Consider the following 26,714-nt stretch of genomic DNA (forward strand, 5'->3'; position numbering starts at 1 on the left):
CTGCGGCTGCCGGTGAACCGGTCAGGTGCAGGCCGCCCGTCAGCCGGCGAGGGGCGCCAGGCCGAGGTTGCTGCGGCGCGGCAGGTCCGCTCCGCGCCGCGAGCAGGTGACCGCCGCCGCCCGCGTTGCAAAGGCGATGAGCTCTCTCATGGCGTCGCGATCGAGATCGGCCACGGCCTGCCGGCTGAGGCGGCCGTCTTCGGCGAGCTTTGCCAGCAGCGCGGCCTGGAAGGTGTCGCCCGCGCCCACCGTGTCGACGACGTTGACGCGCACGCCCGGCGTTTCCGCTCCCTGGCCGGAGGCGGTCGCCGCGATCGCGCCATTCTCCCCGCGCGTCACGACGGCCATGGCCGCGCCGGCGCTCGTCCAGTCGGCCAATACGGCATCGATCGACCGTCCAGGATAGAGCTGCTGGAGATCCTCCTCGCTCGCCTTGACCAAGGTGGCGAGCGGCGCGAGCTCCGCGACCTTGGCGCGCCAGACGTCGAGGTCCGGCTCGATCGAGGCCCGGATGTTCGGATCATAGGAGATGAAGCAGCGCTCCCGCTCCTGGCGCGCCAGGGCGGCGAGGGCGGAGGCCGTCGGCTCCGTCACCGTCGAATAGGAGGCAAGATGAACGGCTTTGACGCCGTCGAACGTCTCCGGCACGTCGCTGACTTCAACCGAGCGATCGGCCGTCCCTTCGATATAGAAGCTGTAATGCGGCACGCCGGCGGGATCGAGCGAGACCATGGCGAGCGTGGTGTTGCGGGTCGTGGGCACGAGAAAGCGCTGGTCGATCGCCTCCATCTCCATGAAGGCGCGGATGCGGCGGCCGAACAGGTCGTCCGACATCTTGGTGAAGAAGCCGGCGGGGTGGCCGAGACGCGCGAGGCCGAGCGCGACGTTCAGCGGCGAGCCGCCGACACGGCCCGCCAGCGCAATGGACGAGACGTCGCCGCCATCCTGCGCAAAAAGATCGAACAGCGCGTCGCCGCAGCTCAGAAACATGGCGCATCTCCCACCGGCATCGTCGCTCCCGGCTAACAGGAAATGCGACGGCGGAAAACTGGCCATGCATGCTGCGGCGCAGAGTTCTCAGAGGCTGCGCGAGGAAGAGGGCGTCTCGATCGCCGGAGGACAGCGAGGGTCAGGTCAGCAGCCCGTAGGTGCCGAAGGCCGGCACTTTCACCGCAAGGCGCATCGGATCGATGCCGGCGACAAGGCCGAGGATGTTCACCTCCAGGCCCGACTTCAGCCCGACCGTGACGCCGGCATAGCCGAAAAGCGAAAGGCGCAGGTCGTGGCGATCCTCGTCGACGGAGATCAACTGCCCGTTGGCGGGATAGTCGCGGCCGACGGCGGCAGGCGGCAACGCTACGTCGAGGCCGGGGACCGCGCGCAGCACATAGGCCACGAAGGTATTGGAGTTCGGTCCGGGGAAGATCGTGTAGCCGCCACGCATCGCATATGGGTATTGGGCGATCGCCTGTCGCACCTTCGGGATCAGCGCCTCGGCCGCCGTACCGGTGAGGGCGAGCACCACGCGCGGTTCGTTGGAGTACCAGCGTCCATCGGCAGGATAGCCGTTGTGGCGGATCGGATTGCCCCAGCCGACCTTGTCCCAGCGCTCGTAGGAGCGGGCACCCTTCTCCTTCACGACGATCCAGGAATGCTCCGAGATCGCGCCCTTCAGGCCGCCGGTGCGGGCGGCAAGAATGTAGACGGCGGCATCTCCGGTTTCGGTGGCAGCCGGCAGCAGCCGCGCCGAGGCCCAGTCGGCGTCGTGCCAGGATTGCGGATGGCTGCCCACCCACCAGAGGACGGCGGCAAGGGCCGCCGGCAGCAGATAGATCAGCGCGAAGGCGAGGAGAAACAGCTTCAAGGCGCGCATTCGGTCCAGGTGGTTCGGTCATGAGGCCGGAGGATGGATGGAGGTGAAGGCTTGGCAGAATGGACGAGGGCAAAGCGAGCGAGACAAGGCTTCCACGTCGCCGTGAAAGCCTTTAGACGCAATGAGATAGGCAGCGGCGGCAGCGAAAACGAGGGCATGCATTGGCAAATCCGGTTCTGGTCCAGGTCACCCGTGGAAGCCGCGTCGAAAGTGCGCATCGCGGCTCCGTTGCCGTTGTCGATGCGAGCGGCGGCGTTCTCCGCGGCGACGGCGATGTCGAGACGCCGGTGTTTCCCCGCTCCGCAGTCAAGGTCTTCCAGGGCATTCCACTGATCGAGACCGGGGCTGCCGATGCCTTCGGCCTCAGCGTCGCCGAATTGTCGCTCGCCTGCGCCTCCCATTCGGGTGAACCCGGGCACGTCGCGGCCGCCGCCGGCGTGCTGGCGCGCGCCGGGCTCGGCGAGGGGGCGCTGGAATGCGGCTGCCACTGGCCCTTCGAGCAGGCGGTCGCGCTTGCCATGGCCAAGCGTGGCGAGGAGCCGGGCCAGCTGCACAACAACTGCTCGGGCAAACATGCCGGATTCCTCTGCACCGCGGTGCATCAGAAGGAAGAGACGAGCGGCTATGTCCGCTTCGACCACCCGGTACAGCTTCGGGCTCAGGACGTCATGGAGGAACTGACCGGCTGCCGCCTCGGCGAGGACGTGCGCGGGATCGACGGCTGCTCGATCCCGACCTATGCCGCGCCCTTGCGCGCCTTCGCGCATGGTTTTGCCAAGCTCGCCGGCGGCAACGGTGCCGATGCTGGCCGGCTTGCCGCGGGACGGCGTCTGATCGAAGCCTGCATGGCCGAGCCTTGGCACATGGCGGGCACGCACCGTGCCTGCGTGCAGCTGATGGAGGCGGCGCCGGGCCGCGTCTTCGCCAAGACTGGGGCGGAGGGCGTCTTCTGCGGCGCCGTGCCGGAACTCGGTCTCGGCTTTGCCCTCAAGATGGATGACGGGGCGACGCGAGCCTCCGAGGCGGCGGTCGCCAGTGTGCTGTCGGCGATCTTCAAGGGGCGCGACGAAACCCTCGCCGAGACCTATGCGGACATGGCGTGCCGGCCCCTGCGCAACTGGCAGGACACGCAGGTGGGCGCGGTATTCGCGCCGGTAAACTGAGCCCCGCTGATCTGGTGCCGCCCCATCGGCGGCAACGCCGCCGGGGCGCGGCTGCCGTGCTGGAGATCAATCCTGCCATGACGCCGTCGTGTCGACCGGCACGGCGCCTCATCGGATAGAGCGCCGCCTGCCTCAGCTGCCGACGAGGCTGGTGGTGTTGCGCTCGTATTTGCGGAAGATCCGGCCTTCATTGTCGTTGACCGAGGCGCGGCGCGACACGCCGAAGTCCTGAGACCGGGACGGGCCGAACAGCTCGAAACGCTCTTCCGGATCGGAGGAGAAGACGGGATAGCGCGTGTAGACCGCATCGCGGATGATGTCGGTGTAGTTCGACATCATCACGATCGGCTTTGTCAGCGATGGATAATGCCGCGGCTCCGACAGCGGCTCCAGCTGGAAGATGCGCCGGTAGAAGGGCGTGTGCTCGATCCGGACCGTCGCGAGGATCTGCTCGGTATCGAAGTGGTCGGCCGCCATGGCTGCCAGCCGCAGCGTCGCGAAGGGCATCAGCGAGGTGGCGCGCCGCACCCGCTCGTCGACGACGAAACGCGTCGGATCGACGAAGGACTCGCCCCGCTCGATCATCGGACCGAGGATTTCCGGGAAGACATCCATGCCCGGGCCGGTCGGCCAATAAGGCGAGCAGATGTGCATTCGAATGGAGCCCGCGAGCTGGCCATCGTAGCAGATGCCGAAGATGAAGACGTTCTCGTCCTCGTCGTGCCGGTCGAAATAGCGGCGGAGCGGGTTCTCGGTGATTGCCTTCTCGTTCAGGTAGCAATCATATCTGAGGCGGTAGATCAGTTCCCGGTCTTGCTCGGTCCGAACGGGGAAGTAGCTCACCCCGTGCATCAAGGCCTCAAGCCGTTCGGCGAAGCTCACACTCTGCATGGCCTACACACTCATCCACCAACGCAACACGGGGCAGAACTGCCCGTTGGAAGAGTGTCAAATTTTTAACAAATTTTAAAGAGCGGCTCTGGACATGATCAAGCTTTTGCGAGCGGTGGTTAATCCTCGCTCCAGTTTCAGTGATCGAGTGGACGTTTAAAGCCTCAGGTTGCCTGCTCGCGGCGCTGCACCGGGATATCGAGGCGACCGCGGCTGGCCACCGTGTGGAGCAGCTCGCTGACGTGCTTCTCGCTCAAGGGGTAGCCGAAGATGAAGCCCTGCATCTGGTCGACATCCGGCTCGGCCGCGAGGATGTCGAGCTGGGCGGGAGTCTCGACGCCCTCCACGAGGACGCAGAGATCGAGCTGTGCCACGAAGCGCAGGACGCCGCGCAGCAGCCCCATCCGCCGCGGATCGGTCTCGATGTCGCGCAGGAAGCTCTTGTCGATCTTGATCTTGTCGATCGGCAGGCGGGAGATGTAGCCGAGGTTGGAATAGCCGGTGCCGAAGTCGTCCAGTGACAGGCGGATGCCGAAGCGCTTCAACTCGGTCAGGCGGGCGAGGATCTTGTCCTCGAATTCCAGCGGCAGATTCTCGGTGATCTCGATCTCGAACCGGTTCGGCGAGAGGCCGTACTGCCTCACCGTGTCCTCGACGACGTCGACGAGGTCATCGCGGTGCAACTGGCTGGGCGAGATGTTGACTGCGACGGCGACGTGACCGGGCCACTGCGCTGCCGCACGGCAGGCGAGCCGGATCGTCGTATCCGTCACGCGGTCCATCAGCCCCGCATCCTCGGCGATCGGCAGGAACGTGGCGGGCGGCACGTTGCCGAGCACCGGATGCTGCCAGCGAACCAAAGCCTCGCACGATGCGATGTCGAAGCTGCCGCTGCGCACGATCGGCTGGAAGGCGAGGGTCAGCGCGTCGGCCGCCAGCGCCGTGCGCAGGTCACTTTCCATGGAGAGGCGCGCCTGCTCCTTCTCGCTCATCTCGACGCTGTAGAAGGCGCTGCGGCCGCGCCCGTCATTCTTGACGTGGTAGAGCGCCGTATCCGCCCGCTGCGTCAGTAGGTCGGCCGTCAGCGCATCCTGCGGGTAGAGGGCGGTACCGATGCTGCAGCCGATCTGCGCCTTGGTGGCGCCGAGATCGAACGGTTCGGCGGCGCTGGCGATCAGTCGATCCGTGAAGGCCGCGATTTCGCCCGGACGGCCGTCGAGGCGCTGCAGGATGACGAACTCGTCGCCCGCATAGCGCGAGATCATGTCATTCTCGCCGATCAGGCCGTGGAAGCGCCGCGCCGCCTGGACGAGGAGGCGGTCGCCCATCGCATGACCGAGCGTGTCGTTGATGCGCTTGAAACGGTCCAGATCGACGAAATGAAGCGCGAAGGGCAGGCGGTCGCGGGCGACCGCATCGGCGAGCAGACGCTGCATGGCCGCCCGGTTCGGCAGGCCCGTCAGCGGATCGCGATAGGCGAGGCTGGCATTGACCCGGGCCGTGCGCACCGCCTCGACGAAGGTGCCGCAGATCCGCGCCGAGGTGCGCAGAACCGACACCAGAAACAGCGTGAAGAAGACACCGCAGATAAAATACCAGATGTCGTTCTTGAGCAGGAAGGCGATGTTGACGGGCACGGCCGCCGCGACGATCTGCAGCCGGACGATGGTGGGGCTGGAGAAGTTGCGCCCCTGTATGCCGATCAGGAAGCCGACGCCGCAGGCAATCGACATCAATTCGCTCAGGGCATCGTTGCCGTAGTAGAAGACGGCCGTCGACCAGCAGCCGACACTGGCGACCTGCAGGGCGCCAAGGATGATGTAGAGGCGCTCCCAAGCATCGAGATTGATATCGTCGCTCTTGGAAACGGCCTTCGCGAAGAGGGCCATGCTGATCAGCCGCGCGATGGCGAGGAGCGCGATGACACCACAGACAGCGGCGATCTCGACCGAGCCGATGCGGTATGCCGTCAGGCCGCTGCCGACGATAGCGACGACGATGCCGAGGATGAAGGAAGGGACGTCGCCGTAGAGCGAGCGTACGACATGAAGCCGCTCGCCGCCCGTGATTGGCCGCTGGCCTGGTGTAGGGTCGGGCACCGGACGATCCCTGAGGAACATTCAGCCCGTATAGCGCGCAATTCCGAACACCCTGTTAAGGGTTGAGGAGATTCCTGAAATTTCAGGGGCTGCTAAGAGCTGCGGTCACAGCCAGTTCTTGTAGCGAAAGAACAGCATCGGCAGGACAGCGGAGACGACCATCAGTCCCAGCGCATAGGGGTAGCCGAGGGTCCAGCCGAGTTCGGGCATGTGCTCGAAGTTCATGCCGTAGACGGACGCAACCAGCGTCGGCGGCATGAAAGCGACGGATGCAACCGAGAAGATCTTGATGATGGCATTCTGCTCGATCGAGATCATGCCGACGGTGGTGTCGAGCAGGAAAGTCGTCTTGTTCGACAGGAAGTTCACGAAGTCGTTCAGCGACTGAACGTCGCGCGCCATCACCTTCACGCGGGGCCTGGCTTCCTTGCCCGGCTTGCGGCCATCGAGAACGAACTGGAGGAAGGGCAGCAGCCGGTCGAAGGTCGCGAGCGCCTCGCGCACGCGGGAGGCGAGATCGCCGGCAGCGCCAAGCCTGCGCAGCAGCTCCTTGAAGGCGGGCGTTCCCGTCGGCTTGCGGGCGGCCGAGGCGGCGAAGATGTCGTCGCCGATCCCGTCGAGATTGTTCGACAAGGTTTCCAGCATATCGGCGACCCGGTCGACGATCGTCTCCAGAAGGCCGATCAGGATCATGTCGGCCGTATGCGTCTTGTCCGCACCGTTGGGCGCACGCAGCGATGCGGGGTCGTCGAGATGCGTCGGACGCCCGCCATTCGACAGTTCGCGGCACTGCTTGGCGGCAAAGATCACGAACGACTTCGGCCGCGTGTAGCGCAGCGTCACGAGGCGCTTGCCGGCGAGGATGAAGGTTACCGGCGCAAAGCCGGGCGTGCCGTCGTCGAGGCCGAAGATCACCGACGCGGTCATGAAGTCGGCACCGTCCTCGGAATAAAGGCGGCTCGACACCTCGATCTCGCGCATCTCTTCGCGCGTCGGCACGGCGATGCCGCAGGCGCGCTCGACCATCTGCTCCTCTTCAAGCGTCGGGGAGATGAGGTCCAGCCAGACGGCGTCGTCCGAAATGATACCGGACTCCTGCTTCTGCAGATGACCGGTCGCCGGGCTGAGGCTGTAGATATCCAGCATGCGCTAAGACCTTCAGGAGAATGCCGGAGCCCGCGGCGCGGCTCCCGCTACTCCATGTCGCAGCGCGCCGCAATATGGCGCGCGGACATGCAGTGCGATCGATCCGACGCCGCCGGCTCGAAGTGTTTGCTTTCGGTTGCAGAGTGATTATCTTGGGGTGGGCACCATGAACGTCACCTTCGGAACTTGCACGAGAAGTGCGACGTTCCGACGATGGTCCTAATGGGAGAACGCACATGGCTTGGACGAAACCCGTTATTTCGGAAGTTTGCGTCGCGATGGAAATCAACGGCTACATGCCGATTGAATTCTGATTGACGTCGCATTCCTTCGGCCGCGGGCGGACGGATGTCCGCCTGCGGCTTCTCGTCCTCGGATCAGCCGCGGGCGGCGGCGTTCCGCAGTGGAACTGCCTGTGTGAGGTCTGCAGGCTGGCTTGGGCCGGCGATCCGCGCGTACAGCCTCGCACCCAGTCCTCCATCGCCGTCTCGGCCGATGGCGAACAATGGGTCCTGCTGAATGCCTCGCCGGATCTGCGCGCGCAACTCGATGCAGCCGCACCCCTGTCGCCGCTGACAAATGCCGCGCCCACCGACAAGCGTCGCTCTCCGATCGCGGCTGTGCTGCTGACGAATGGCGATGTCGATCACATTGCGGGCCTTCTGACGCTGCGCGAGCGGCAGGAGCTGACCGTGTATGCCACCGAGAGCGTGCTCGGCGTGCTCGCCGACAATTCGGTCTTTGCCGTGCTCGATCCGCGCCATGTCAGGCGCCAGCCCATCCGGCTGGAAGAGGCGGTGCAGCCGGTTGCCGGGCTCGAGCTTTCGATCTTCGCAGTGCCCGGCAAGGTGCCGCTCTATCTGGAAGGCGACAATGTGGAGATCGGCGGAGAAAGTGAGATGACCGTCGGGGTTCGGGTCAGCGCCAATGGCGCGAATGCCTATTACATACCCGGCTGCGCAAGCGTGACCGGCGACCTCAAGGAACGCGTGCGGGATGGCGACGTCATCCTCTTCGACGGCACCGTCTACCATGACGACGAGATGCAGCGTGCGGGCGTTGGCGAGAAGACCGGATCGCGGATGGGACATCTGTCGATGGCGGGCGAATCCGGCAGTCTTCAGGGCTGGGATGGTTACGCGCCGGTGCGCAAGATATTCATCCACATCAACAATACCAACCCGGTACTGGTCGAGGGATCGCCCGAGCGCGCGACCATCGAGGCGGCGGGCTGGGAACTCGCCTATGACGGCATGGAGATAGAGCTGTGAACGCGATTCTGCCGAGCAGCGATTTCGAGGCCGCGATCCGTCAGATCGGCGCGGAGCGCTACCACCATCTGCATCCGTTTCACCGGCTGCTGCACTCCGGTCAGCTCAATCGCGAGCAGGTCCAGGCCTGGGCGCTGAACCGCTATTATTACCAGTCACAAATCCCCGTGAAGGACTCGCTGATCCTGGCGCGCCTGCCGGACAGCGAGATGCGCCGCGAATGGCGCCGCCGCATCATCGATCATGACGGCGATGCCGATACGCCGGGCGGCATCCAGAAGTGGATCGCGCTCGCGACGGGCGTGGGGCTCGACCGCGACTACGTCATCGCCGGCACGGGCATCCTGCCGGCGACGCGCTTCGCCGTCGATGCCTATGTCCATTTCGTGCATGAACGCACGCTTCTGGAGGCGATCGCCTCGTCCCTGACCGAACTGTTCTCGCCGAACATCATCGGCGAGCGCGTGCGCGGCATGCTGGAGCACTACGACTTCATCTCGAAGGAGACGCTGGCCTATTTCGACAAGCGTCCCGTTCAGGCCAAGCAGGATTCGGACTTCGCGCTCGACTACTGCATCCGCAATGCCCGCCGGGCTGAGGAGCAGCAGGCGGTGCTGAACGCGCTGACCTTCAAATGCGACGTGCTGTGGGCGCAGCTCGACGCCCTCCACAATGCCTATGTGGATCCGGGCCACGTGCCGCCGGGCGCCTGGCGGCCGGGAGAGGGTTCCCGATGAGCGGGCTCGACGACGGGACAGTGCCGCGCTTTCCGCGCGGGGTGAAGTTTCGCGAGGACAAGGTCCGCGGCCAGCATATGCTGCTCGGACCCGAGCGGATCTTCAATGCCGACCCCGTCGCGACGCAAATCCTGTCGCTCTGCGACGGCAAGCGGACGATCGTCGAGATCGTCGATGCGCTGACGGAGGTCTTCGCCGCCGACGCCGCTACCATTCGGCCGGACGTCGAGAGTTTCCTCATCGACCTGCGGCAGAAGCAACTGGTGACGCTGTGAACGAGATGGTGCTCCCCCATGTGGCGGAAGCGGCGGCGCAGCCTGCCTCGCCACAGCCGCCGATTGGCCTTCTGGCCGAGCTGACGCATCGCTGTCCGCTGCGCTGCGCCTATTGCTCCAATCCGCTGGAGATGGAGACCCGCTCAGCCGAGCTCGACACTGAGACGTGGAAGCGCGTCTTCAGCGAGGCGGCCGATCTCGGCGTCATCCACCTGCATCTGTCCGGCGGCGAGCCGACCGCGCGGCGCGACATCGTCGAGCTGACGCGCCATGCGTCGCAGGTCGGCCTCTACACCAATCTGATCACCTCCGGCCTTGGCGTCACCGACGCGATGCTGGACGCGCTGCACGATGCCGGCCTCGACCATATCCAGCTGTCGATGCAAGGCGCCGATGGCGCCGTGACCGACGCGGTGGTGGGCACGCGCGGTGCATTTGAGCGCAAGGAGGCCTTTGCGCGCGCCGTCGTTGCACGCGGCTTCCCGCTGACGCTGAACGCCGTGATCCACCGGCTCAACATCGGCCAGGTGCCGCTGATGATCGAGAAGGCGGTCGCCTTCGGTGCCGGCCGCATCGAGATCGCCCATACGCAATACTATGGCTGGGCGCTGAAGAACCGGGCGCAGCTGATGCCGGCGCGAGCCGATGTCGACCGGACAATCGAGGAGGTGAAAGAGGCGCGCGAGCGTCTCGCCGGCATCCTCACCATCGATGCCGTCTTCCCCGACTACTACGCCAAATATCCCAAGCTCTGTAACGGCGGCTGGGGCGCCCGTACGCTGAGCGTGACGCCGAGCGGCCTGGCGCTGCCCTGCCACGCCGCGCAGACCATCAAGCATCTCGATTTCTGGTCGGTGCGGGACCACTCGATCGGAGAGATCTGGACGTCCTCGCCCGCCTTCGATGCCTATCGCGGCACCAGCTGGATGAAGGAGCCCTGCATCAGCTGCGAACGGCGGACGGTGGATCTCGGCGGTTGCCGCTGCCAGGCGCTGGCGCTGACCGGCGATCCGCGCAATGCCGATCCCGCCTGCATCAAGTCGACCTTCCACAGCGAACTCGGCGATATCGCCGTTGCCGAATCGTCGGCGGCGGTGAACCTTGCCGCCGTCGCCTATCGCGGCTTCAGCCGTCCCGGGGCGGAGCAGGCCGGAGTCGTCGTGGCGCCGCGGTCGCCATATACGGAGCGACCGGCTTGAGCGCTAATGCACCAGGATGGAGTCCATCGGCGTCTTCAGGTGCCAGACGACCCCCTCCGGCGCATAGTCCATGTCGACCGAGCCGCCGAGGCCACGCGCCGTCATCTTCTGCGTCACCAGCGTGCCGAAGCCCGAACGCTTCGGCTCCACCACGGGCGGTCCGCCGCTTTCGCGCCAGGTCAGATCGAAGCCGCTGCTGACCGACCAGGTGACGTGAACGACACCGGCCTCGGCTGAGAGCGCACCATATTTGGCCGCGTTGGTGGCAAGCTCGTGGAGGGCAAGGCCGATCGTCTGTGCCGCCGTCGGATTGAGCTTGATGTCGGGCCCGTCGATGACGATCTGCCCGCTGGCGCGGGCGCCGAAGGCGTCGAGCTGGGCCAGAACCAGGTCCTTCAAGGCAGCGCTGTCCCAGCCCTTGCTGGCCAGAAGGTCGGCCGAGCGCGCCAATGAAGCCAAGGCTTCCGACAGAGTGGCGAGGAACTGATTGGTGTCGGCGCTTTCTTTGGCGGCGCGTCGCGCAATGGCGGCGATCAGCGCGTACTGATTCTTGGCGCGGTGGGTCATCTCCCGCATCAGGAAGCGGTTCTGCTCCTCCGCCTCGCGCCGGTCGCGCGAAGCCTGCGCCAGGACCTTCGAGACCTCACCGATCTCGGCGATGTCGGTGCGGATCGGCAGTGCCAGCTCGCCCTTGCCGATGAGGTTTGCCTGGTGCGACAGCCGCAGGATCGGCGTCGCGATGCGACGGCCGAAATAAAACGCCAGCATGACGCAGAAGGCGAGCAGCAGAACGCCGGCTGCAATGAGAAGCAGCCAGGAGCGCGTCGCCGTCTTGTTGACGGCAGCCTCTGGCACGGCAACGATCGTCGTCCAGCCGGAGAGGGCCGACGAGTACGAAGCCTCGATGCGGTCCTCGGCCATCCGATCCCCCAGCGCCTCGGCGATGGAGGGATTGTCGTAGGATACCTCCTGCCGGGGCCGCATGCGGCCTTCGGTGGCAAGCGCAGCAAAGACGCGGTGACCTTCGCGATCCTTGACGATGGCCGACCATGTCGCCGGCAGGTTCACCGCCGCGATGGCGGGGCCGAGATCGTCCGTGTTCTTGGAAATGAGGAGCACGTAGATCGGCCGGTTGTCGCGCAGCACCGGCACCGCGACGTGAAACAGGAAAGAACCGGCCCGTTCGCTATAGAAGACGTCTGAAATCTGCGGCTTGCGCGTCGACAGTGCGCGCTCGATCGTCCCCTTCTGGGTCACCATCGTCGCCGGACCGGGGAAGGTGTCACGTGTCGTCAGAACCACGTTGAAGCTCGGATCGACAAGGGCTGCGCTGCCGCCGATCTCCTGCATGGCCGTGCCCGTGCGATCGTGGAAGAGCTTCAGGTCCGCCTCGCTCTCCAGCGGTGCGGACGCCAGGACGCGGGCCGTCGTGGTCATTGCCAGGATCTCGCGGTCGATCGCGTTGGTGATGATCTCGGCCGTACCGCTCGCACGGTCGACGGCGATCTCACCCTGCTGGCGCGAGAACTGCATGATCAGGAGGGCACTGAACAGGAGCGCCGGGATCAGCACGATCACCGCGAAGCCGACGAGATGAGCGATCAGAGGCGGCCGCCGCAGCCCTCTCGAAAGGCTGAACGGACGCGGATTGCTGAGCGTCCTCGGCGCTGTCTCGGCTCCGGCGGTCATCCCTCGTCTCCGACTTCCCTCGAGTGCGCGGGATGGCCCAATGCCGCTCCGGCCTCGGCGTCCGTTCGGTGATTAAGCTTACGGTAGGTGTCTGCGATATGCCACCTTACAGATCCCGGCAGGAATAGGGCAGTCGTGGCACAGCCAACGATCTCGTGATCAGGATCGGCGACCTGCCCTGCGGCTTGCTCCGCCGGCGTCCCGCTGTAGGTTGCGTGTCGCAACGGAGGTAAGGGCGCATGCTGGAACCTGACAAGATCTTCCTCGGGGCCGGCAAGGACGCCGCCGGGGGCGGGTCCTATCTCGACCTTCGCTATGCCAACCGTCACGGTCTGGTGACTGGGGCCACCGGGACGGGCAAGACGGTGACGCTGCAGATCCTCGCCGAGGGCTTTTCGGAAGCCGGCGTTCCGGTCTTCTGCGCCGACATCAAGGGTGACCTGTCCGGCATCGCCATGCGCGGCGAGACAAAGCCCTTCCTGGAGGAGCGCGCCGCCGAGATCGGCCTCACGCCCTATTATCATGATGCCTATCCGACCGTGTTCTTTGATCTCTTCGGCGAGAAGGGGCATCCGGTTCGCGCGACCGTCGCGGAGATGGGGCCGCTGCTCCTGTCGCGGCTGATGAACCTGACGGAAGCGCAGGAAGGCGTTCTCAACATCGTCTTCAAGATCGCCGACGAGGACGGCCTGCCGCTGCTCGACCTGAAGGACCTGCAGGCGATGCTCGCCCATGTGGCGGAGCGGGCCGACGAGATCAGCGCCCTCTACGGCAATGTGCCGAAAGCCTCGGTCGGCGCCATCCAGCGCTCGCTTCTGGTGCTGGAGCAGCAGGGCGCGGCGGAGTTCTTCGGCGAGCCGGCGCTGGCGATCGCCGACCTGATGCGGATGGACCGCGACGGGCGCGGCGTCGTCAACATGCTGGCGGCCGACAGGCTGATGATGAACCCGCGGCTCTACTCGACCTTCCTGCTCTGGCTCCTCTCCGAACTGTTCGAGGAACTGCCGGAGGTCGGCGACATCGAGAAGCCGAAGCTCGTCTTCTTCTTCGACGAGGCCCATCTCCTGTTCGAGGACGCGCCGAAGATCCTCATCGACCGGATCGTCCAGGTGGTGAAGCTGATCCGCTCGAAGGGCGTCGGCGTCTATTTCGTTACCCAGAACCCGCTCGACGTGCCGGAGGCGGTGCTGGCGCAGCTCGGCAACCGCGTGCAGCACGCGCTGCGCGCCTATACGCCGCGCGAGCAGCGCGCAGTGAAGAGCGCAGCGGAGACCTTCCGCCCGAACCCGGCCTTCGACACCTATGAGGCGATCACCCAGCTCGGCACCGGCGAGGCGCTGGTTTCCACCCTCGGCGACAAGGGCGTTCCGGGCGTGGTGGAGCGCATCCTGATCCGTCCGCCGGCGGGCCGCCTTGGCGCCGTCAACGATGCCGAGCGGGTGGAGATCGTCGGCAAGAGCCCGCTCGCCGGGCGCTATGATCATGCGGTCGACCGGGAGTCGGCTTACGAATTGCTGCGGGGACGCGCCGAAGAGGGCGCGCGGCAGGAAGAGGAGCAGCGCCGTATCGAGGCGGAGGAAGCATCACGTCGCCGGTCGCAAGAGGCTGAACGCCGCGCCGAAGGAGCACGGCGGCGTGCCGAGGAGGACGCTGACGCCGGCGCGAGCGAGCGGGGCCCATGGGGCGAGACGAGCGTGCCGCCGGTGCGGCGGACCCGAACCGGTTTCCAGCTGCCGGACTTCGGTCAGGGCGATGACGAGGGCGAAGAGGAGGAGGCGCCGCGCCGCCGCCGCGCTGAGCCGCGCCGCTCGTCCGGCTATCAGCGCCAGACCATCACGGAAACGGTGATGAAGCAGGTCGGCCGCACGGTGGCCGCAACGGTCACGTCAGCGATCCTGCGCGGCGTGCTCGGCGGTCTGAAGCGCGGCCGCTGAGGCCGCGCTCATCTGCTTGATGAAGGCCGTTGCCGGAGCGGCTTCGATCGGCCGCTCCGTTCCTGTCAGGCGACGCTTGCCATGCCCGGCTGGCGCACGATCACCGGCGTCCCGTTCGGCACGCGCTCGTAGAGATCGATGATGTCGTGGTTCATGAAGCGTACGCAGCCGGACGAGACCGCCTTGCCGATCGTCCAGTATTCGGGCGTGCCATGCAGACGGAACAGCGTGTCCTTGCCATTGTCGAAGAGGTAGAGGGCACGCGCGCCGAGTGGATTGTCGAGGCCGCCGGGCTTGCCATTGGCATATTCCGTCAGCTCCGGTTGGCGCGCCACCATCTCGGCCGGCGGCGTCCAGGTCGGCCAGATCTTCTTGTACTGGATCTTAGCGCGGCCGCCCCAGGCAAAGCCCTCACGCCCGATGCCGACGCCGTAGCGCATGGCGGTGCCGCCCGGCTGGACGAGGTAGGCGTAGCGGTTCGGCGTATCGATGACGATCGTGCCGGGAGCCTCGCCGGTCGGGTCGGCGACCTCCTGGCGGAAGAAGCGCGGGTCGACGCGGCGCGCATCGATGGCCGGGATCAGGAAGCCGTTGTCCTCGAGCGGACCGTAGGCGGCGACATAAGCGTCGTTCGACGCGGTCGGGTAAGGCATCGCACCAACGATGCGGGCGCGTGGGTCAGAGGCGCAGCCGGCGAGGAGCGAGGCCGCTCCCATGCCCAGCAGCATGCTTCGCCGCGACAGGCGGCTCGTATCGAACTCAGACATTGTCACTCCAGCCATGGTCTTCTGCGGCAGGAGATCTCACGCCTCCGTTTCGCCGTCGTTCAGTCGCTTCAACCGCCCCAGCCAGCATTGGTTCCGAGGCGGAAATCACAGGAAGATGAGGGAGTTGCGCGAATGCAACGTTAACCAATCTTAACTGCTGCGGCGCCGGCTCGGCGCCCGTGCGGCGGGCGTGCAACGCCGCCCACCCCGGCACAATTGCATCAGGATTGTGGCCGAGTGCCGGCCGTGACGCTGCCAGACACAATCTGCAGGGGTTTTACCCCTTGTCGCCATCGTCTACTCCTCGCCGCATCAATGCAGGGAGAGACAATCATGGCGCAGGACATGTCACGGACACGCACCTTCGTGGATGGCGAGTGGCTTGACGGCAATCCCGGCCTTCTCGGGCCGCGCAGTCATGCCATGTGGCTCGGCAGCTCGGTCTTCGATGGCGGACGCTGGTTTGAGGGCGTCGCGCCGGATCTCGACAGGCACGCGGCTCGCGTCAACCGTTCGGCCGAGGCGCTCGGCCTGAAGGCGACCGTTGCGGCGGAGGAGATCGTCCGGCTGACGCATGAAGGCCTGGCAGGCTTCGACGGCAAGACGGCGGTCTACATCCGGCCGATGTACTGGGCCGAGGATGGCGGCTACATGGGCGTGCCGGCGGAGCCCACCTCCACACGCTTCTGCCTGTGCCTCTACGAGTCGCCGATGATCCCTTCGTCCGGCTTCTCGCTGACGGTTTCGCCCTTCCGCCGGCCGACGCCGGAGACGGCACCGACGGCCGCCAAGGCCGGCTGCCTTTATCCGAACGGCGGCCGCGCCATCATGGAGGCGCGCTCGCGGGGCTTCGACAACGGCCTCCTGCGCGACACGGTCGGCAATGTCGCGGAGACGGCGACGTCGAACGTCTTCATCGCCAAGGACGGCGTCGTGTTCACGCCGGTCCCGAACGGCTCGTTCCTGGACGGGATCACCCGCCAGCGGGTCATCCAGCTGCTGCGGGACGACGGCATCGAAGTGGTGGAGAAGAGCCTGACCGTCGCTGACTTCACCGCCGCCGACGAGATCTTCTCGACAGGCAACCACTCCAAGGTCGTGCCGATCACCCGTTTCGAGGAGCGTGAGCTGAAGGCGGGCGAGTTCGCCGAGCGGGCACGCGAGCTCTACTGGCGCTTTGCCAAGTCGACACAGGCCGCAGCGGCTGCCGCGGCCTGAGACCGCGCGGCGGCCTTCAGCGGAAGCAGATGGGACGAAAATGCGCGGGAGAGTAGCTGGCTGCTCTCTCCTCCCGTGAAACTCAGACTTTAGAGCCGAGGCGGGTCGGTTCTGGCCGCGCCAAGTCGATCCGACGCGGCCAGATCGACACCGAAGTGAAGCGCGGCATCGTTGAGAATGCCGCCGAGCGCGTCCGCCCATTCCAGCATCCGAGCCTCATCCGGCATCGGGGGCAGGCGGCCGCCGTCCTTAGGATAACGGTACGTTGTCGCGAACATGGTCAGGATGGTCAGCGGTGCGAAACGCTGCCTGAACGGATTGTCGCTTGGTAACTTGTCCAGGAGAACGTCGAGCCTGTGGCTGTCCTTACGCTCGGCGTGCTGCCCTTCGGCCGTCAGAAGAGCGAGCAGCAACTTCTCCCCGCATTGCTGCAGGTGATAGGCGCCGAAGCGATTTCCAGCGGCCGTCAGGAGCTTGGCTGCGTCGAGGTCTTCTTTTGCGAGCCGGAGCGCATTTGCAATGTGCAGGTCAGCGGGTCTGGATGAGGATGCCATCGCGCATCACTTCCCGGGCCGCGGAGTTGGCAACCGTCAGGTCCGCCTCGAACTCCGACAGCCGGATATAGGAAACATCGGCATGAACGCCGCTATGCTCCTGGACGGACCACCACATGGTGGGCTCGAACAACTCCTCCGGTGCATCGTCGGCGACGACCACCTTCAGGTCCCAGTCGCTGTCGGGTCCGGCATCGCCGCGAGCGCGGCTGCCATAGAGGAGGATTGCGACTGGCGCATGGGCGCTCCGGATGCGGTCGAGGAGGCAACCGAGCTCCGGCACGTCTTCCGAGCTCATGGCGGGAAAGCTTGATGCCAAGGACGAGCCGCTCACCGAGATTCTCCGTTCGACCGATGATCAAGATAGCCGGTGGAAGCCGACGTTTCCACGTTCCTCTGCTGCGGTTTGCCCTTGCTGGAAGTCAGATCCTGAAGGATCGATGACTGCAGGTCCGGCTGAGTAGGCGATACGACCGCTTTGGACTACGTGATGACAAATTTCGCTACGTCACCTGCTTGCGTGCATTGGCATTTGCCGCCGGCCGACCTAGTTGCAGGCGCGACCGATCTCGTGCTTCCACACCGGCCGGCTTGCCGGCACCCGGCGGCTGTCCGGGCATCAGTTCAAGAGAAGGAGACCCCCAATGGCTTTCACGCTTCCGCCACTCCCCTACGATTACGACGCGCTTGCCCCCTATATGTCGCGCGAGACGCTCGAATATCACCACGACAAGCATCACCAGGCCTATGTCGACATGGGCAACAAGCTGGCGGGCGAAGCCGGCCTCGGCGACGCCTCGGTGGAAGAGGTGATCAAGCAGTCCTTCGGCAAGAACCAGCCGCTCTTCAACAATGCCGGCCAGCACTACAATCACATCCACTTCTGGAACTGGATGAAGAAGGGCGGCGGCGGCAAGAGCCTGCCGGGCAAGCTGCAGACGGCTGTCGATAGCGATCTTGGCGGTTACGATAAATTCCGCAACGACTTCATCGAGGCGGGCAAGGGCCAGTTCGGTTCGGGCTGGGCCTGGCTCGCCGTCAAGGACGGCAAGCTGCAGGTGATGAAGACGCCGAATGGCGAGAACCCGCTGGTGCACGGCGCGCAGCCGATCCTCGGCGTCGATGTCTGGGAGCACTCCTATTACATCGACTACCGCAACGCCCGGCCGAAGTATCTTGAGGCCTTCGTCGACAACCTGATCAACTGGGACTACGTGCTGGAGCGCTATGAGGCCGCCGGCGCCTGACGCCGTCGCTGTAGCTGCCAAGCCTCTGGAAGGGCCTGCGGCGATGCTGCCGCGGGCCCTTTTTCGTGTTCGCGGCTCAGGCGCGACCAGCCGACTGCCGGAGGCCCGGAACGCACGCAACGTCACGGCGATGTGAGGTCGTTCCAGTTGCAACGGAACGTGATCCGTTCTCAGCTATTCATCTGGAACGATTCCATTGTTCGGAGGACATCATGCGCCAGCACCTGACCCTTCTTACGGCCGCATCCGTTGCCGCAGCCGCCGTGCTCGCCACGCTGCCGGCCATCGCCCAGAACACCGACGTCATCGAAAAGCGCCAGCAGCTGATGAAGAACAACGGCCGCAGCGCCAAGGCCGCGAGCCAGATGCTGAAGGGCGAGGTCGCCTTTGATCCGGCGAAGGGCATGGAGATCTTCCGCACCATTCAGGCCGACAATCAGGAGTTCCGCACGCTCTTCCCCGACGATTCCAAGACCGGCAACGACACCGAGGCCTCGCCGGCGATCTGGGAAAAGAAGGACGCCTTCGCGCAGGCCAACGACAAGATCGAAGCCGATGCCGCCGCGGCGATCGCCGCCAATCCGCAGACGCTGGACGAATTCAAGGTCGCCTTCGGCAAGGTCGCGGCCAACTGCAAGGGCTGCCACGAGCAGTTCCGCGTCGACAAGTAAGGGCGCTGGCTGCTACGGCCGCGGGGCAGGCGTTCAGCCGTCTGCCTCGCGCGCCATGGTGCGGTGGCGATGATGATGGCAGATTGAGGCGATGCGGCTGCGAACCCTCTCCATCACCGGTCTTCTCCTGGTTCTCGCCGGCGCTGCCCTCTTCTACGTCCTGACAATGCCGCAGCGACTGGACGCTGCGGCGATCGCGCCGGAGGACTCCGGCGATGTCGCCCGTGGCGAGACGATGTTCTGGGCCGGCGGCTGCGTGTCCTGCCATGCGCCATCCAAGGCAACGGGGGAGGATCAGCTGAAGCTCGGCGGCGGCGATCCCCTCGTCACCGACTTCGGCACGTTCCATGCGCCGAACATCTCGCCCGATCCGACGGACGGAATTGGTGCTTGGTCGCTTGCCGACTTCGCCAACGCCATGCAGCGCGGCGTCGCGCCGGACGGCTCGCACCTCTATCCGGCCTTCCCCTATACGTCCTACGTGAAGATGAAGCCGCAGGACGTGGCCGATCTCTATGCTTTCATGAAGACGCTCCCGCCCGTGAGCGGCAAAGCGCCGGCGAACGAGCTGAGCTTCCCCTTCAACATCCGTCGCGGACTCGGGCTGTGGAAGCTCGCCTTCATGGATGACGGGGATCCGATCGTGCCACTGACGGCGGATACCAAGGATCCGGTCCATCGCGGGCGCTACCTCGTCGAAGGACCCGGCCACTGCGGCCAGTGCCATTCGCCGCGCACCTTGTTCGGCGCCGGCGGCATCGACACCTCGCGCTGGCTGGCTGGCGCGCCGAACCCTGAAGGGGAGGGGATGATCCCGAACATCACGCCAGGGAGTAAAGAGGTCGGAGCCTGGTCTGCGGACGAACTGGCGGAGTATTTCGCGACCGGCTTCACACCGGAGTTCGATTCCGTCGGCGGCCGCATGGTCGACGTGCAGGAGAACCTGGCGAAGCTCTCCGACGCCGACCGCCAGGCGATCGCCGCCTATCTCAAGGCCGTACCGCCGCAGCCGTAAACCATCAGCTGTCTCGGTGGCTTGCTGTGTGAATAAGACATCCGTCTCTCCATAATGAAGCACAAGGTAGTCAGCCTGTCATCAGAACATGACCTGCGTTAGCAGCAGGTGATAATATTCGATTAGCAGCAATATGACTGCCGGCGGAACTCCATTACCTTGCGTAAGCAGTAGGCTTGTGCTCTCTTATGCAGAGTGGAGGGAGGGACGTATGGCATACACCGAGAAGTTTGCGCAGCTCATCGAGATTTTCCTGCGTCACAAGAACGGGAAGCTCGGAATGAGGTCGGCAGCCATTGCTCAATTCATTCTTGAGAGCGGGCGGGGATCGTCAGAACTTGCTAGACTCCACAACAATTTCGCGGGCATCAAGTGGAGGCCCGAAATGTCGTCAGTGGCGACGAAGGTGACAGTCGATGCGCCGAGCGAGACTGCAGATTTCTGCCATTTCGACAGTATCGAGAATTTCGTCGAAGGTTACTGGCGGTTTCTAGGGCGTAAGCCGTACAAGGGCTGGAAAGATCATGCTGACGACTCGTATCGCTTCATTGATTTCATCGGGCCGATCTGGGCTTCAGACGAGAATTACCCGAAGAAGTTGAAGGCGTTGATAGGGGAGGCCGACGGGCTGATCTCAGCGCATGGAGTATCCCATCAGACTGACGGTGGCGATGATCATGGTAACGACGGTGCGCCGTGCTGCGAAGGGATGGTCAGCGACTATTTTTCATCGACGTTGGAATGGGAGAAGCCTACCGTTCAATGGGATCCGTCGCCCTTCAACTGGTCCCGTGGGGGCACCGAGATCGATACGATTGTCATGCACTACACGACGTCACGGAACCTGTCCGGGACGGTGAGCTGGTTCAAAGACAGCAAAAATGTGCACAAGACCGCAGCGCACTACGTCATCGGCCGCGACGGTACGATCGTTCAGATGGTCAAGGACGAGGACGCATGTACTCACGGCAACAGCCAGAATAAGCGCTCTATCGGGATTGAACATTCAGCGAAGACGGGTGACGCAATGACCGCCGAGCAGGAGGAGGCATCGGCTGCACTAGTTCGCTGGCTTGTTCAGGAATACGAGATCAAGCTGGAGCGGGTGATCGGGCACAAGTGCGCACCGCGTTCAACCAGTTGCCCGGGTGACCTCTTCAAGAAGTATGGTGCCACGTCGGCCTCGGACTGCAACGAGGTGACCACGGCTATCCAAAGGTGGCTGCGCGAGAAGGTGTTTGTGCAGGAAAACCTTCTGGTTGCTTAAAGCAATCTTGCGCCGCCGGTTCCCGCACAATCAGTCGGACCGAGAAGGTCGCGGCTGCATCCGCTGATGCGACGTCGTGACCCTCTCGGCTTATGCAGACGAGGTGAGCCCCTCGGATCAGGCCTTGCCCACCAGCTTCAGCGCGAAGGCGTAGATATAGGCGACCTCTTCGAGGCGGCTGAAGCGCCCCGACGCCCCGCCGTGCCCGGCCTCCATGTTGGTGCGCAGGAGCACCGGATTGGCGTCCGTCTTCATCTCGCGCAGGCGCGCGACCCATTTGGCCGGCTCCCAGTAGGTGACGCGCGGATCGGTGAGGCCGGCGAGCACGAGCATCGGCGGATAGGCCTGGCGCTTGACGTTGTCGTAGGGGGAGTAGCCGGCGATGACGGCGTAATCCTCGTCGGAAAGGATCGGGTTCCCCCATTCCGGCCATTCCGGCGGCGTCAGCGGCAGCGTGTCGTCGAGCATGGTGTTCAGCACGTCCACGAAGGGCACGACGGCGATGATGCCGCCGAATTTCTCCGGCGCCATATTGGCGATCGCGCCCATCAGCATGCCGCCGGCAGAGCCGCCATTGGCGATGATGCGGTCATGCGCGGTGAACTTCTCCGCCACCAGATGGTCGGCTACCGCGATGAAGTCGGTGAAGGTGTTGCCCTTGTTGCGGCGCCGGCCCGCCTCGTACCAGGCAAAGCCCTTGTCCTTGCCGCCGCGGATATGGGCGATCGCATAGACGAAGCCGCGATCGACCAGCGAGAGTGCATTGGTGTTGAACGACGCCGGGATGGTGATGCCGTACGAGCCGTAGCCATAGAGGAGGCACGGTGCCGTGCCGTCGAGCGGCACATCCTTGCGGTAGAGGAGCGAGACCGGCACCAGTTCGCCGTCGGCCGCGGTGGCGAAGATGCGCCGGGTGACGTAGCGCTCCGGATCGTGGCCCGACGGCACTTCCTGCGTCTTCAGGAGCCGGCGCAGCCGCGTCTCGACATCGTAGTCGAAGGTCTGCGATGGCGTCGTCATCGACGAGTAGGTGAAGCGGATCACCGTCGTGTCGAACTCGTAGGTGCCGCCGAGGCCGAGCGAATAGGTCTCCTCGTCGAAGGCGATGACGTGCTCTTCGCCATCCGAAAGGCGCTTCACCACGATGCGCGGCAGACCATCACGGCGCTCCAGCCAGATCAGATGGCGCTTCAGCACCATATGGCCGAGGATCAGCCGCCCGTCCTCGTGGGGTACATAGTCCTGCCACTCGCTGCGGCTGGGCGCCGCCGCCGGTGCGGTGACGATCTTGAAGTCACGGGCGTTGTCGGCATTGGTCAGGATGTAGAGGCGCCCGTCGGCCTCGTCGATCGAGTATTCGACGCCGGTCTCGCGCTCCGCGACGAGGCGCGGCTCGGCCGCCGGATTGTCAGCGGGGATCAGCCAGGCTTCGGAGGTCTCGTGATCGTGGATGTCGATGACGAGGAAATCGCCCGACTGCGTCTTGTCGACGCCCATGAAGAAGCCGGGCTCGGTCTCCTCGTAGATCAGGGCGTCGGTCTGCGGATCGGTGCCGAGCGTGTGGTAGTAGACGCGGCTCGGCCGGTGATTGGAATCGAGGCGCGTATAGAAGAAGCCGCGCGAGCGCGCCGACCAGGCGACGCCGCCGCTGGTGTCCTCGATACGCGGACCGATATCCTCACCGGTGGACAGATCGCGCACCGAGACGGCGTAGAACTCCGAGCCCTTGTCGTCATAAGCCCAGGCGACCCATTGATGGTCCGGCGAATGGGCAACGCCGCCGAGCGAGAAATAGGCGCGTTCGGCGGCCTCCTTCTGCCCGTCGAGAAGGACGGTTTCGCTATCCAGGCCGCCGTCGCGCGTCCGCCTGACGAAGCGGGGGTACTCGGCGCCCTGCAGATAGGAAATTCCGTAGGCAAAGGGCCCATCCGGCGCGGGCACAGAGGAATCGTCCTCCTTGATGCGGCCGCGCATCTCGGCGATGAGCTGCTCGCGCAGGCCCTCGGTCCCCGCCATCACGGCTTCCTGATAGGCATTCTCCGCCGTCAGGTGGTCGCGGATCGCCGGGTCGAGCAGCGCAGTGTCCTTGAAGACCTCCTGCCAGTTCGGCGCCCGCATCCAGCCATAGTCATCGGACCGCTCGCGCCCATGGCGGGTGTCGCTCTCTGGCCGGCGATCGGGGCGCGGCGGAGCGACAGTCGAGGCATTCGGGAACGGGGATGTCATGATCGGCAACGGCTATTCAGAAGGATCGGAAAGTGCGGCGGGATAGGCGCCCAAGAACGGCGCGTCTCAGGGTTGGCAGACTGTGCCCGCAGGACACGTTAAACCGGCGTGCTGCAATTTAGGCAAGCGACGTATCGTTTCTCGTCGAAGATCCACGCGTACCGTCTGCGAGCGAGACGCGTCCCCGCAGCGTTGAAAGGCCAGAAAACGGCCTGTTCGGGTTGCTCACACCAGACATGACCCGTAGATAGTCCTGACGACATCCGGCGCGAGGCGTCGTGGGCCAGCGAGGAGGACAAGCGCCGCATGATGGGAAGTGACACGCGATTTCTCCTGATCCTCGCGCTGCCATTCCTTGCTGCCGCTCTCGCCCCGATCCTGTTCCGCAGGCTTCCCGCGATCGCCGCTGCCGGTCTCGCGCTCTTTCCGGCCGCTGCCTTCGCCATTCTCCTGTCGGCGCTGGCCCCGGTCGCAGGCGGCACGGCCATCCTTGCCGGCTTTAACTGGATCCCCGAGCTCGGCATCCACTTTTCCGTCCGGCTCGACGGGCTGTCGCTGGTCTTCGCGCTTCTGATCACGGGCATCGGCACGCTGATCGTCCTCTATGCGGGTGCCTATCTCGGCCAGCACCGGGATCGCGGACGCTTCTTCGCCTTCATCCTCCTCTTCATGGGAGCCATGCTCGGGCTCGTGCTCGCCGACGACCTGGCGACGCTGTTCGTCTTCTGGGAAATGACCTCGGTCACCTCCTTTCTCCTGATCGGTTTCGACCATGAGCGCGAGGCGGCGCGGCGCGCGGCGATCCAGGCGCTGGCGATCACCGGCGGCGGCGGACTGGCGCTGCTGGCGGGCTTCCTGACGATCCGGGAAGTTGCGGGCCTCGGCTCCATGACGCAGATCCTGGCCTCCGGCGAGGCACTGCGGATGACCGCTGCCTATCCGGCGATCCTCATCCTCGTCCTGTGCGGCGCTTTCACCAAATCCGCGCAGATGCCCTTCCACGTCTGGCTGCCGAACGCGATGGAGGCGCCGACGCCGGTCTCGGCCTATCTCCATTCCGCCACCATGGTGAAGGCCGGCGTCTATCTCCTGCTGCGCCTGAATCCGGCGCTCGGCGGCACGGCGCTGTGGGAGACGATCCTGCCGGCCTTTGGCTCGGTGACGCTGGTCGGCGGTGCGCTGCTGGCCCTGCGTGCGAGCGACCTCAAGATGGTGCTCGCCTATACGACTGTCGCCTCGCTCGGGCTTCTGGTCATGCTGATCGGCGCCGGCTCCCAGGAGGCAGTCGCGGCCGCGGTGCTCTATCTGATCGCCCATTCGCTGTTCAAGGGCGGACTCTTCATGGTAGCCGGCTCGATCGACCACGGCGCCGGCACACGCGACATCGAGCGGCTCGGGGGCCTGCGCGCCGCCATGCCTCTGACCTTCGCGGCGGCACTGCTCTGCGCGTTGTCCATGGGCGGCGTGACGCCGCTCGTCGGGTTCCTCGCCAAGGAAACGATCTATCACGCGCTGGTGGAAGGAGATGCCGCCTCGGCGCTCCTGCTGATCGCGGCGGTCGCCGGCAATGCACTGATGTTCGCGGCAGCCTTCCTGGTGGCGCTGGCACCCTTCGTCGGTGACCGGCCCGGCGCCATCGCCCATCCTCACGAAGGGCCTCCCGCACTGTGGCTGGCGCCGCTCGTCCTCGGCGGCCTCGGGCTTGCGGCCGGCCTCTTCGCGCCTGCCTTCCATGCCGCGTTCTCGGTGCCAATGGCGTCCAGCGCGGCGGGCCGGCCGGTTGCGATCGACATCGGCATCGCACCGCATATCAACCTTCCCTTCGCGCTGTCGCTCGCCACCATTGCCATCGGTATCGTCCTGTACCTGACTGCGAGTCGGCTGCGTCGGGCGCTCGTTCGCGGGCTGGAGGCGATCGGCTGGGGGCCGGATCGTGGCTTCGATCAGATGATGCGCGGGCTCCTGCGCGGCGCTTTCGGCATTACGCGCATCCTCCAGAACGGCCGCCTCGACATCTATATAACCGTGACCTTCACGGTGATTGCGCTGGCCGTGTGGCTGCCGATGACGCTCACCGGCACGCTGCCGGCCGTACCCGTCATGCCGCACCTGCGCTTCTACGAATGGATGGTGCTGGCGCTGATCCTGATCGGCATCTTTGCCGTGGTGAGAGCCAAGAACCGGCTGACCGCCATTGTTTCACTCGGCATCCAGGGCTTCGCCGTCGCGCTGCTCTTCATGCTTCTAGGCGCGCCGGATCTGTCCTTCACCCAATTCATGGTCGAGACGCTGTCGGTCGTGGTGCTCGCGCTGGTGATGACGCGCCTGCGCCTCTCGCCCAGCGATCACCGCCCGTGGCGTGAGATGCTGCCGGACGTCGCACTGGCCGTCGCCGGCGGCGCCGGGATCGGCCTGTTCCTGCTGCGGCTGACGCAACGCCCGTTCGACAACGCCCTGTCGGATTTCTTCACGGCCTACAGCCGCACCATCGCGCATGGGCGCAACATCGTGAACGTCATCATCGTGGACTTCCGCGGGGTCGACACGATGGGGGAAATCGCGGTGGTGATGACCACAGGTCTCGCCATCCTCGCGCTGATCGGGATCCGCGTGATACGGCGGGACGGGGCGCCTGCCGCCGTCAGCCCGGCTGCCCCGGCGGCGGGGGAGGCGCGCCCATGAGAAGCGTCATCCTGCGAGCGACGGCCCCCTATCTGACCGCGCTGATGGTGCTGTTCTCGATCTTCGTGCTTCTGCGCGGGCACAACGAGCCGGGCGGCGGCTTCATCGGCGGTCTGATCGCCGCCTCGGCCTTTGCGATCTACGGCATCGCCTGCGGCGTCGCTTCGGTGCGCCAGGCGATGCACTTCCATCCCCTGGCGATCGCCGGCGCCGGCCTGATGCTGGCGGTCTTGTCCGGCTGCCTATCGATCCCGCTCGAGCGGCCGTTTCTGACGGGGCTCTGGGCCTTTCCGGCCGTCCTCGGCGGCGACGTCGGCCTGTCCACACCGATGTTCTTCGACATCGGCGTCTATCTTGTGGTGGTCGGCTCGATCTCGGCCATCGCCCTCGCGCTCGAGGAGGAAGACTCCTGATGGAAGCAGCGCTTGCCTTCGTCGTCGGCATGCTCTTCGCCGTCGCGATCTACCTCCTCCTGTCGGAGCACATCATCCGGATGCTGCTCGGGCTCGTGCTGCTCGGCAACGGCGTCAACCTGCTGATCTTCGCTGCCGGACGCGCCAGCGCGGTCGCGCCGCCGATCATTCCCGTCGACGCCGATGTTCCGTCTGCGGTCACCGCCAATCCGCTGCCGCAGGCGCTGATCCTGACGGCTATCGTGATTTCCTTCTCGTTCTTCGCGTTCCTGCTCGTCCTTGCCTACCGGGTCTACCAGGACCTCGGCACCGACGACACCGACCGCATGCGCCTCGCAGAGCCCGAGGACGACGACCTGCCGCCGTTGGGGTACTGA

23 protein-coding genes and 1 pseudogene are annotated in these 26,714 nt (G+C 65.3%); 14 read left to right on the plus strand and 10 right to left on the minus strand.

Annotation, left to right across the window (positions count from 1 at the left end):
- Nucleotides 1-39 precede the first annotated feature (39 nt).
- Both C0R46_RS05945 and C0R46_RS05950 read right to left on the minus strand, forming a co-directional pair.
- Nucleotides 40-990, minus strand: a complete 951-nt coding sequence (locus C0R46_RS05945) for a carbohydrate kinase family protein (RefSeq protein ID WP_102958700.1) — start codon at nucleotides 988-990, stop codon at nucleotides 40-42.
- A 139-nt stretch (nucleotides 991-1,129) separates the two neighbouring features.
- On the minus strand, nucleotides 1,130-1,873 hold the full coding sequence (locus C0R46_RS05950; protein ID WP_102958701.1) for a DUF3750 domain-containing protein: 744 nt from the start codon (nucleotides 1,871-1,873) through the stop codon (nucleotides 1,130-1,132).
- 161 nt (nucleotides 1,874-2,034) lie between these two features.
- Here C0R46_RS05950 and C0R46_RS05955 point away from each other — a divergent pair, with 161 nt between their 5' ends.
- Complete coding sequence (locus C0R46_RS05955; protein WP_102958702.1) at nucleotides 2,035-3,036, plus strand: asparaginase; 1,002 nt, start codon at nucleotides 2,035-2,037, stop codon at nucleotides 3,034-3,036.
- A gap of 132 nt (nucleotides 3,037-3,168) precedes the next feature.
- Here C0R46_RS05955 and C0R46_RS05960 read toward each other — a convergent pair whose 3' ends face one another.
- The 3 genes from C0R46_RS05960 to C0R46_RS05970 form a co-directional block, all read right to left on the minus strand.
- Nucleotides 3,169-3,927, minus strand: a complete 759-nt coding sequence (locus C0R46_RS05960; RefSeq protein WP_102958703.1) for an N-acyl amino acid synthase FeeM domain-containing protein — start codon at nucleotides 3,925-3,927, stop codon at nucleotides 3,169-3,171.
- Between the two features lie 164 nt (nucleotides 3,928-4,091).
- Nucleotides 4,092-6,026 carry a putative bifunctional diguanylate cyclase/phosphodiesterase gene (locus C0R46_RS05965; RefSeq protein WP_198598254.1) on the minus strand — a complete coding sequence of 645 codons (1,935 nt, stop codon included), beginning with the start codon at nucleotides 6,024-6,026 and terminating at the stop codon, nucleotides 4,092-4,094.
- A gap of 105 nt (nucleotides 6,027-6,131) precedes the next feature.
- On the minus strand, nucleotides 6,132-7,172 hold the full coding sequence (locus tag C0R46_RS05970; RefSeq protein WP_102958705.1) for a magnesium transporter CorA family protein: 1,041 nt from the start codon (nucleotides 7,170-7,172) through the stop codon (nucleotides 6,132-6,134).
- A gap of 236 nt (nucleotides 7,173-7,408) precedes the next feature.
- On the opposite strand from C0R46_RS05970, the gene pqqA reads away from it, so the two are divergent.
- The 4 genes and pseudogenes from pqqA to pqqE all read left to right on the plus strand — a co-directional run bounded on the left by pqqA (nucleotide 7,409) and on the right by pqqE (nucleotide 10,654).
- Nucleotides 7,409-7,486: a pyrroloquinoline quinone precursor peptide PqqA gene (gene pqqA, locus C0R46_RS21335; RefSeq protein WP_102959221.1), complete on the plus strand. Its 78-nt coding sequence runs from the start codon at nucleotides 7,409-7,411 to the stop codon at nucleotides 7,484-7,486.
- Between the two features lie 42 nt (nucleotides 7,487-7,528).
- Nucleotides 7,529-8,443, plus strand: a complete 915-nt coding sequence (pqqB, locus tag C0R46_RS05980; protein ID WP_102959222.1) for a pyrroloquinoline quinone biosynthesis protein PqqB — start codon at nucleotides 7,529-7,531, stop codon at nucleotides 8,441-8,443.
- Nucleotides 8,440-9,455: pseudogene (gene pqqC, locus C0R46_RS05985) on the plus strand (pyrroloquinoline-quinone synthase PqqC). The gene pqqB and the pseudogene pqqC overlap by 4 nt, the downstream one beginning before the upstream one ends.
- Before the next feature lie 5 nt (nucleotides 9,456-9,460).
- A complete protein-coding gene (gene pqqE, locus C0R46_RS05995; RefSeq protein ID WP_102958708.1) occupies nucleotides 9,461-10,654 on the plus strand; it encodes a pyrroloquinoline quinone biosynthesis protein PqqE in 1,194 nt (397 codons plus the stop codon).
- Nucleotides 10,655-10,657: 3 nt separating this feature from the next.
- Here the strand turns inward: pqqE and C0R46_RS06000 are convergent, their stop codons facing one another.
- A complete protein-coding gene (locus C0R46_RS06000) occupies nucleotides 10,658-12,343 on the minus strand; it encodes a sensor histidine kinase (protein WP_102958709.1) in 1,686 nt (561 codons plus the stop codon).
- A 239-nt stretch (nucleotides 12,344-12,582) separates the two neighbouring features.
- Here C0R46_RS06000 and C0R46_RS06005 point away from each other — a divergent pair, with 239 nt between their 5' ends.
- Nucleotides 12,583-14,277, plus strand: a complete 1,695-nt coding sequence (locus tag C0R46_RS06005) for a helicase HerA-like domain-containing protein (RefSeq protein WP_102958710.1) — start codon at nucleotides 12,583-12,585, stop codon at nucleotides 14,275-14,277.
- 65 nt (nucleotides 14,278-14,342) lie between these two features.
- Here C0R46_RS06005 and C0R46_RS06010 read toward each other — a convergent pair whose 3' ends face one another.
- On the minus strand, nucleotides 14,343-15,044 hold the full coding sequence (locus tag C0R46_RS06010) for a L,D-transpeptidase (protein ID WP_102958711.1): 702 nt from the start codon (nucleotides 15,042-15,044) through the stop codon (nucleotides 14,343-14,345).
- Nucleotides 15,045-15,377: 333 nt separating this feature from the next.
- Here C0R46_RS06010 and C0R46_RS06015 point away from each other — a divergent pair, with 333 nt between their 5' ends.
- The gene (locus C0R46_RS06015; protein WP_102958712.1) at nucleotides 15,378-16,262 is read left to right on the plus strand and encodes a branched-chain amino acid aminotransferase; all 885 of its coding nucleotides are present in this window, start codon (nucleotides 15,378-15,380) and stop codon (nucleotides 16,260-16,262) included.
- Between the two features lie 89 nt (nucleotides 16,263-16,351).
- Here the strand turns inward: C0R46_RS06015 and C0R46_RS06020 are convergent, their stop codons facing one another.
- Entirely contained in the window at nucleotides 16,352-16,816 is a 465-nt protein-coding gene (locus C0R46_RS06020) for a HEPN domain-containing protein (protein ID WP_102958713.1), read from the minus strand.
- The gene (locus C0R46_RS06025) at nucleotides 16,791-17,150 is read right to left on the minus strand and encodes a nucleotidyltransferase domain-containing protein (protein WP_198598256.1); all 360 of its coding nucleotides are present in this window, start codon (nucleotides 17,148-17,150) and stop codon (nucleotides 16,791-16,793) included. The genes C0R46_RS06020 and C0R46_RS06025 overlap by 26 nt, the downstream gene beginning before the upstream one ends.
- A gap of 310 nt (nucleotides 17,151-17,460) precedes the next feature.
- Here C0R46_RS06025 and C0R46_RS06030 point away from each other — a divergent pair, with 310 nt between their 5' ends.
- The 4 genes from C0R46_RS06030 to C0R46_RS06045 all read left to right on the plus strand — a co-directional run bounded on the left by C0R46_RS06030 (nucleotide 17,461) and on the right by C0R46_RS06045 (nucleotide 21,016).
- Nucleotides 17,461-18,063, plus strand: coding sequence for a superoxide dismutase (locus C0R46_RS06030; protein WP_102958714.1), 603 nt, complete (start codon nucleotides 17,461-17,463; stop codon nucleotides 18,061-18,063).
- Between the two features lie 212 nt (nucleotides 18,064-18,275).
- A complete protein-coding gene (locus C0R46_RS06035; protein WP_102958715.1) occupies nucleotides 18,276-18,734 on the plus strand; it encodes a c-type cytochrome in 459 nt (152 codons plus the stop codon).
- A gap of 91 nt (nucleotides 18,735-18,825) precedes the next feature.
- A complete protein-coding gene (locus C0R46_RS06040; protein WP_102958716.1) occupies nucleotides 18,826-19,749 on the plus strand; it encodes a cytochrome c in 924 nt (307 codons plus the stop codon).
- Nucleotides 19,750-19,960: 211 nt separating this feature from the next.
- The gene (locus C0R46_RS06045; RefSeq protein WP_198598257.1) at nucleotides 19,961-21,016 is read left to right on the plus strand and encodes an N-acetylmuramoyl-L-alanine amidase; all 1,056 of its coding nucleotides are present in this window, start codon (nucleotides 19,961-19,963) and stop codon (nucleotides 21,014-21,016) included.
- A 117-nt stretch (nucleotides 21,017-21,133) separates the two neighbouring features.
- Here the strand turns inward: C0R46_RS06045 and C0R46_RS06050 are convergent, their stop codons facing one another.
- The gene (locus C0R46_RS06050; protein WP_102959224.1) at nucleotides 21,134-23,242 is read right to left on the minus strand and encodes a S9 family peptidase; all 2,109 of its coding nucleotides are present in this window, start codon (nucleotides 23,240-23,242) and stop codon (nucleotides 21,134-21,136) included.
- Between the two features lie 306 nt (nucleotides 23,243-23,548).
- On the opposite strand from C0R46_RS06050, the gene C0R46_RS06055 reads away from it, so the two are divergent.
- Genes C0R46_RS06055 through C0R46_RS06065 form a run of 3 tightly spaced genes read left to right on the plus strand, consistent with a single transcriptional unit; the run spans nucleotide 23,549 to nucleotide 26,714 of the window.
- Nucleotides 23,549-25,924 (plus strand): putative monovalent cation/H+ antiporter subunit A, encoded by a 2,376-nt coding sequence (locus C0R46_RS06055; protein WP_425349864.1) that lies wholly within the window; start codon nucleotides 23,549-23,551, stop codon nucleotides 25,922-25,924.
- Nucleotides 25,921-26,337, plus strand: coding sequence for a Na+/H+ antiporter subunit B (locus C0R46_RS06060; RefSeq protein WP_102958718.1), 417 nt, complete (start codon nucleotides 25,921-25,923; stop codon nucleotides 26,335-26,337). The genes C0R46_RS06055 and C0R46_RS06060 overlap by 4 nt, the downstream gene beginning before the upstream one ends.
- Complete coding sequence (locus C0R46_RS06065) at nucleotides 26,337-26,714, plus strand: Na+/H+ antiporter subunit C (RefSeq protein ID WP_102958719.1); 378 nt, start codon at nucleotides 26,337-26,339, stop codon at nucleotides 26,712-26,714. Before C0R46_RS06060 ends, C0R46_RS06065 begins: the two co-directional genes overlap by 1 nt.

The organism is Mangrovicella endophytica, from assembly GCF_002893625.1.
In the GTDB taxonomy this organism is placed as follows: domain Bacteria; phylum Pseudomonadota; class Alphaproteobacteria; order Rhizobiales; family Rhizobiaceae; genus Mangrovicella; species Mangrovicella endophytica.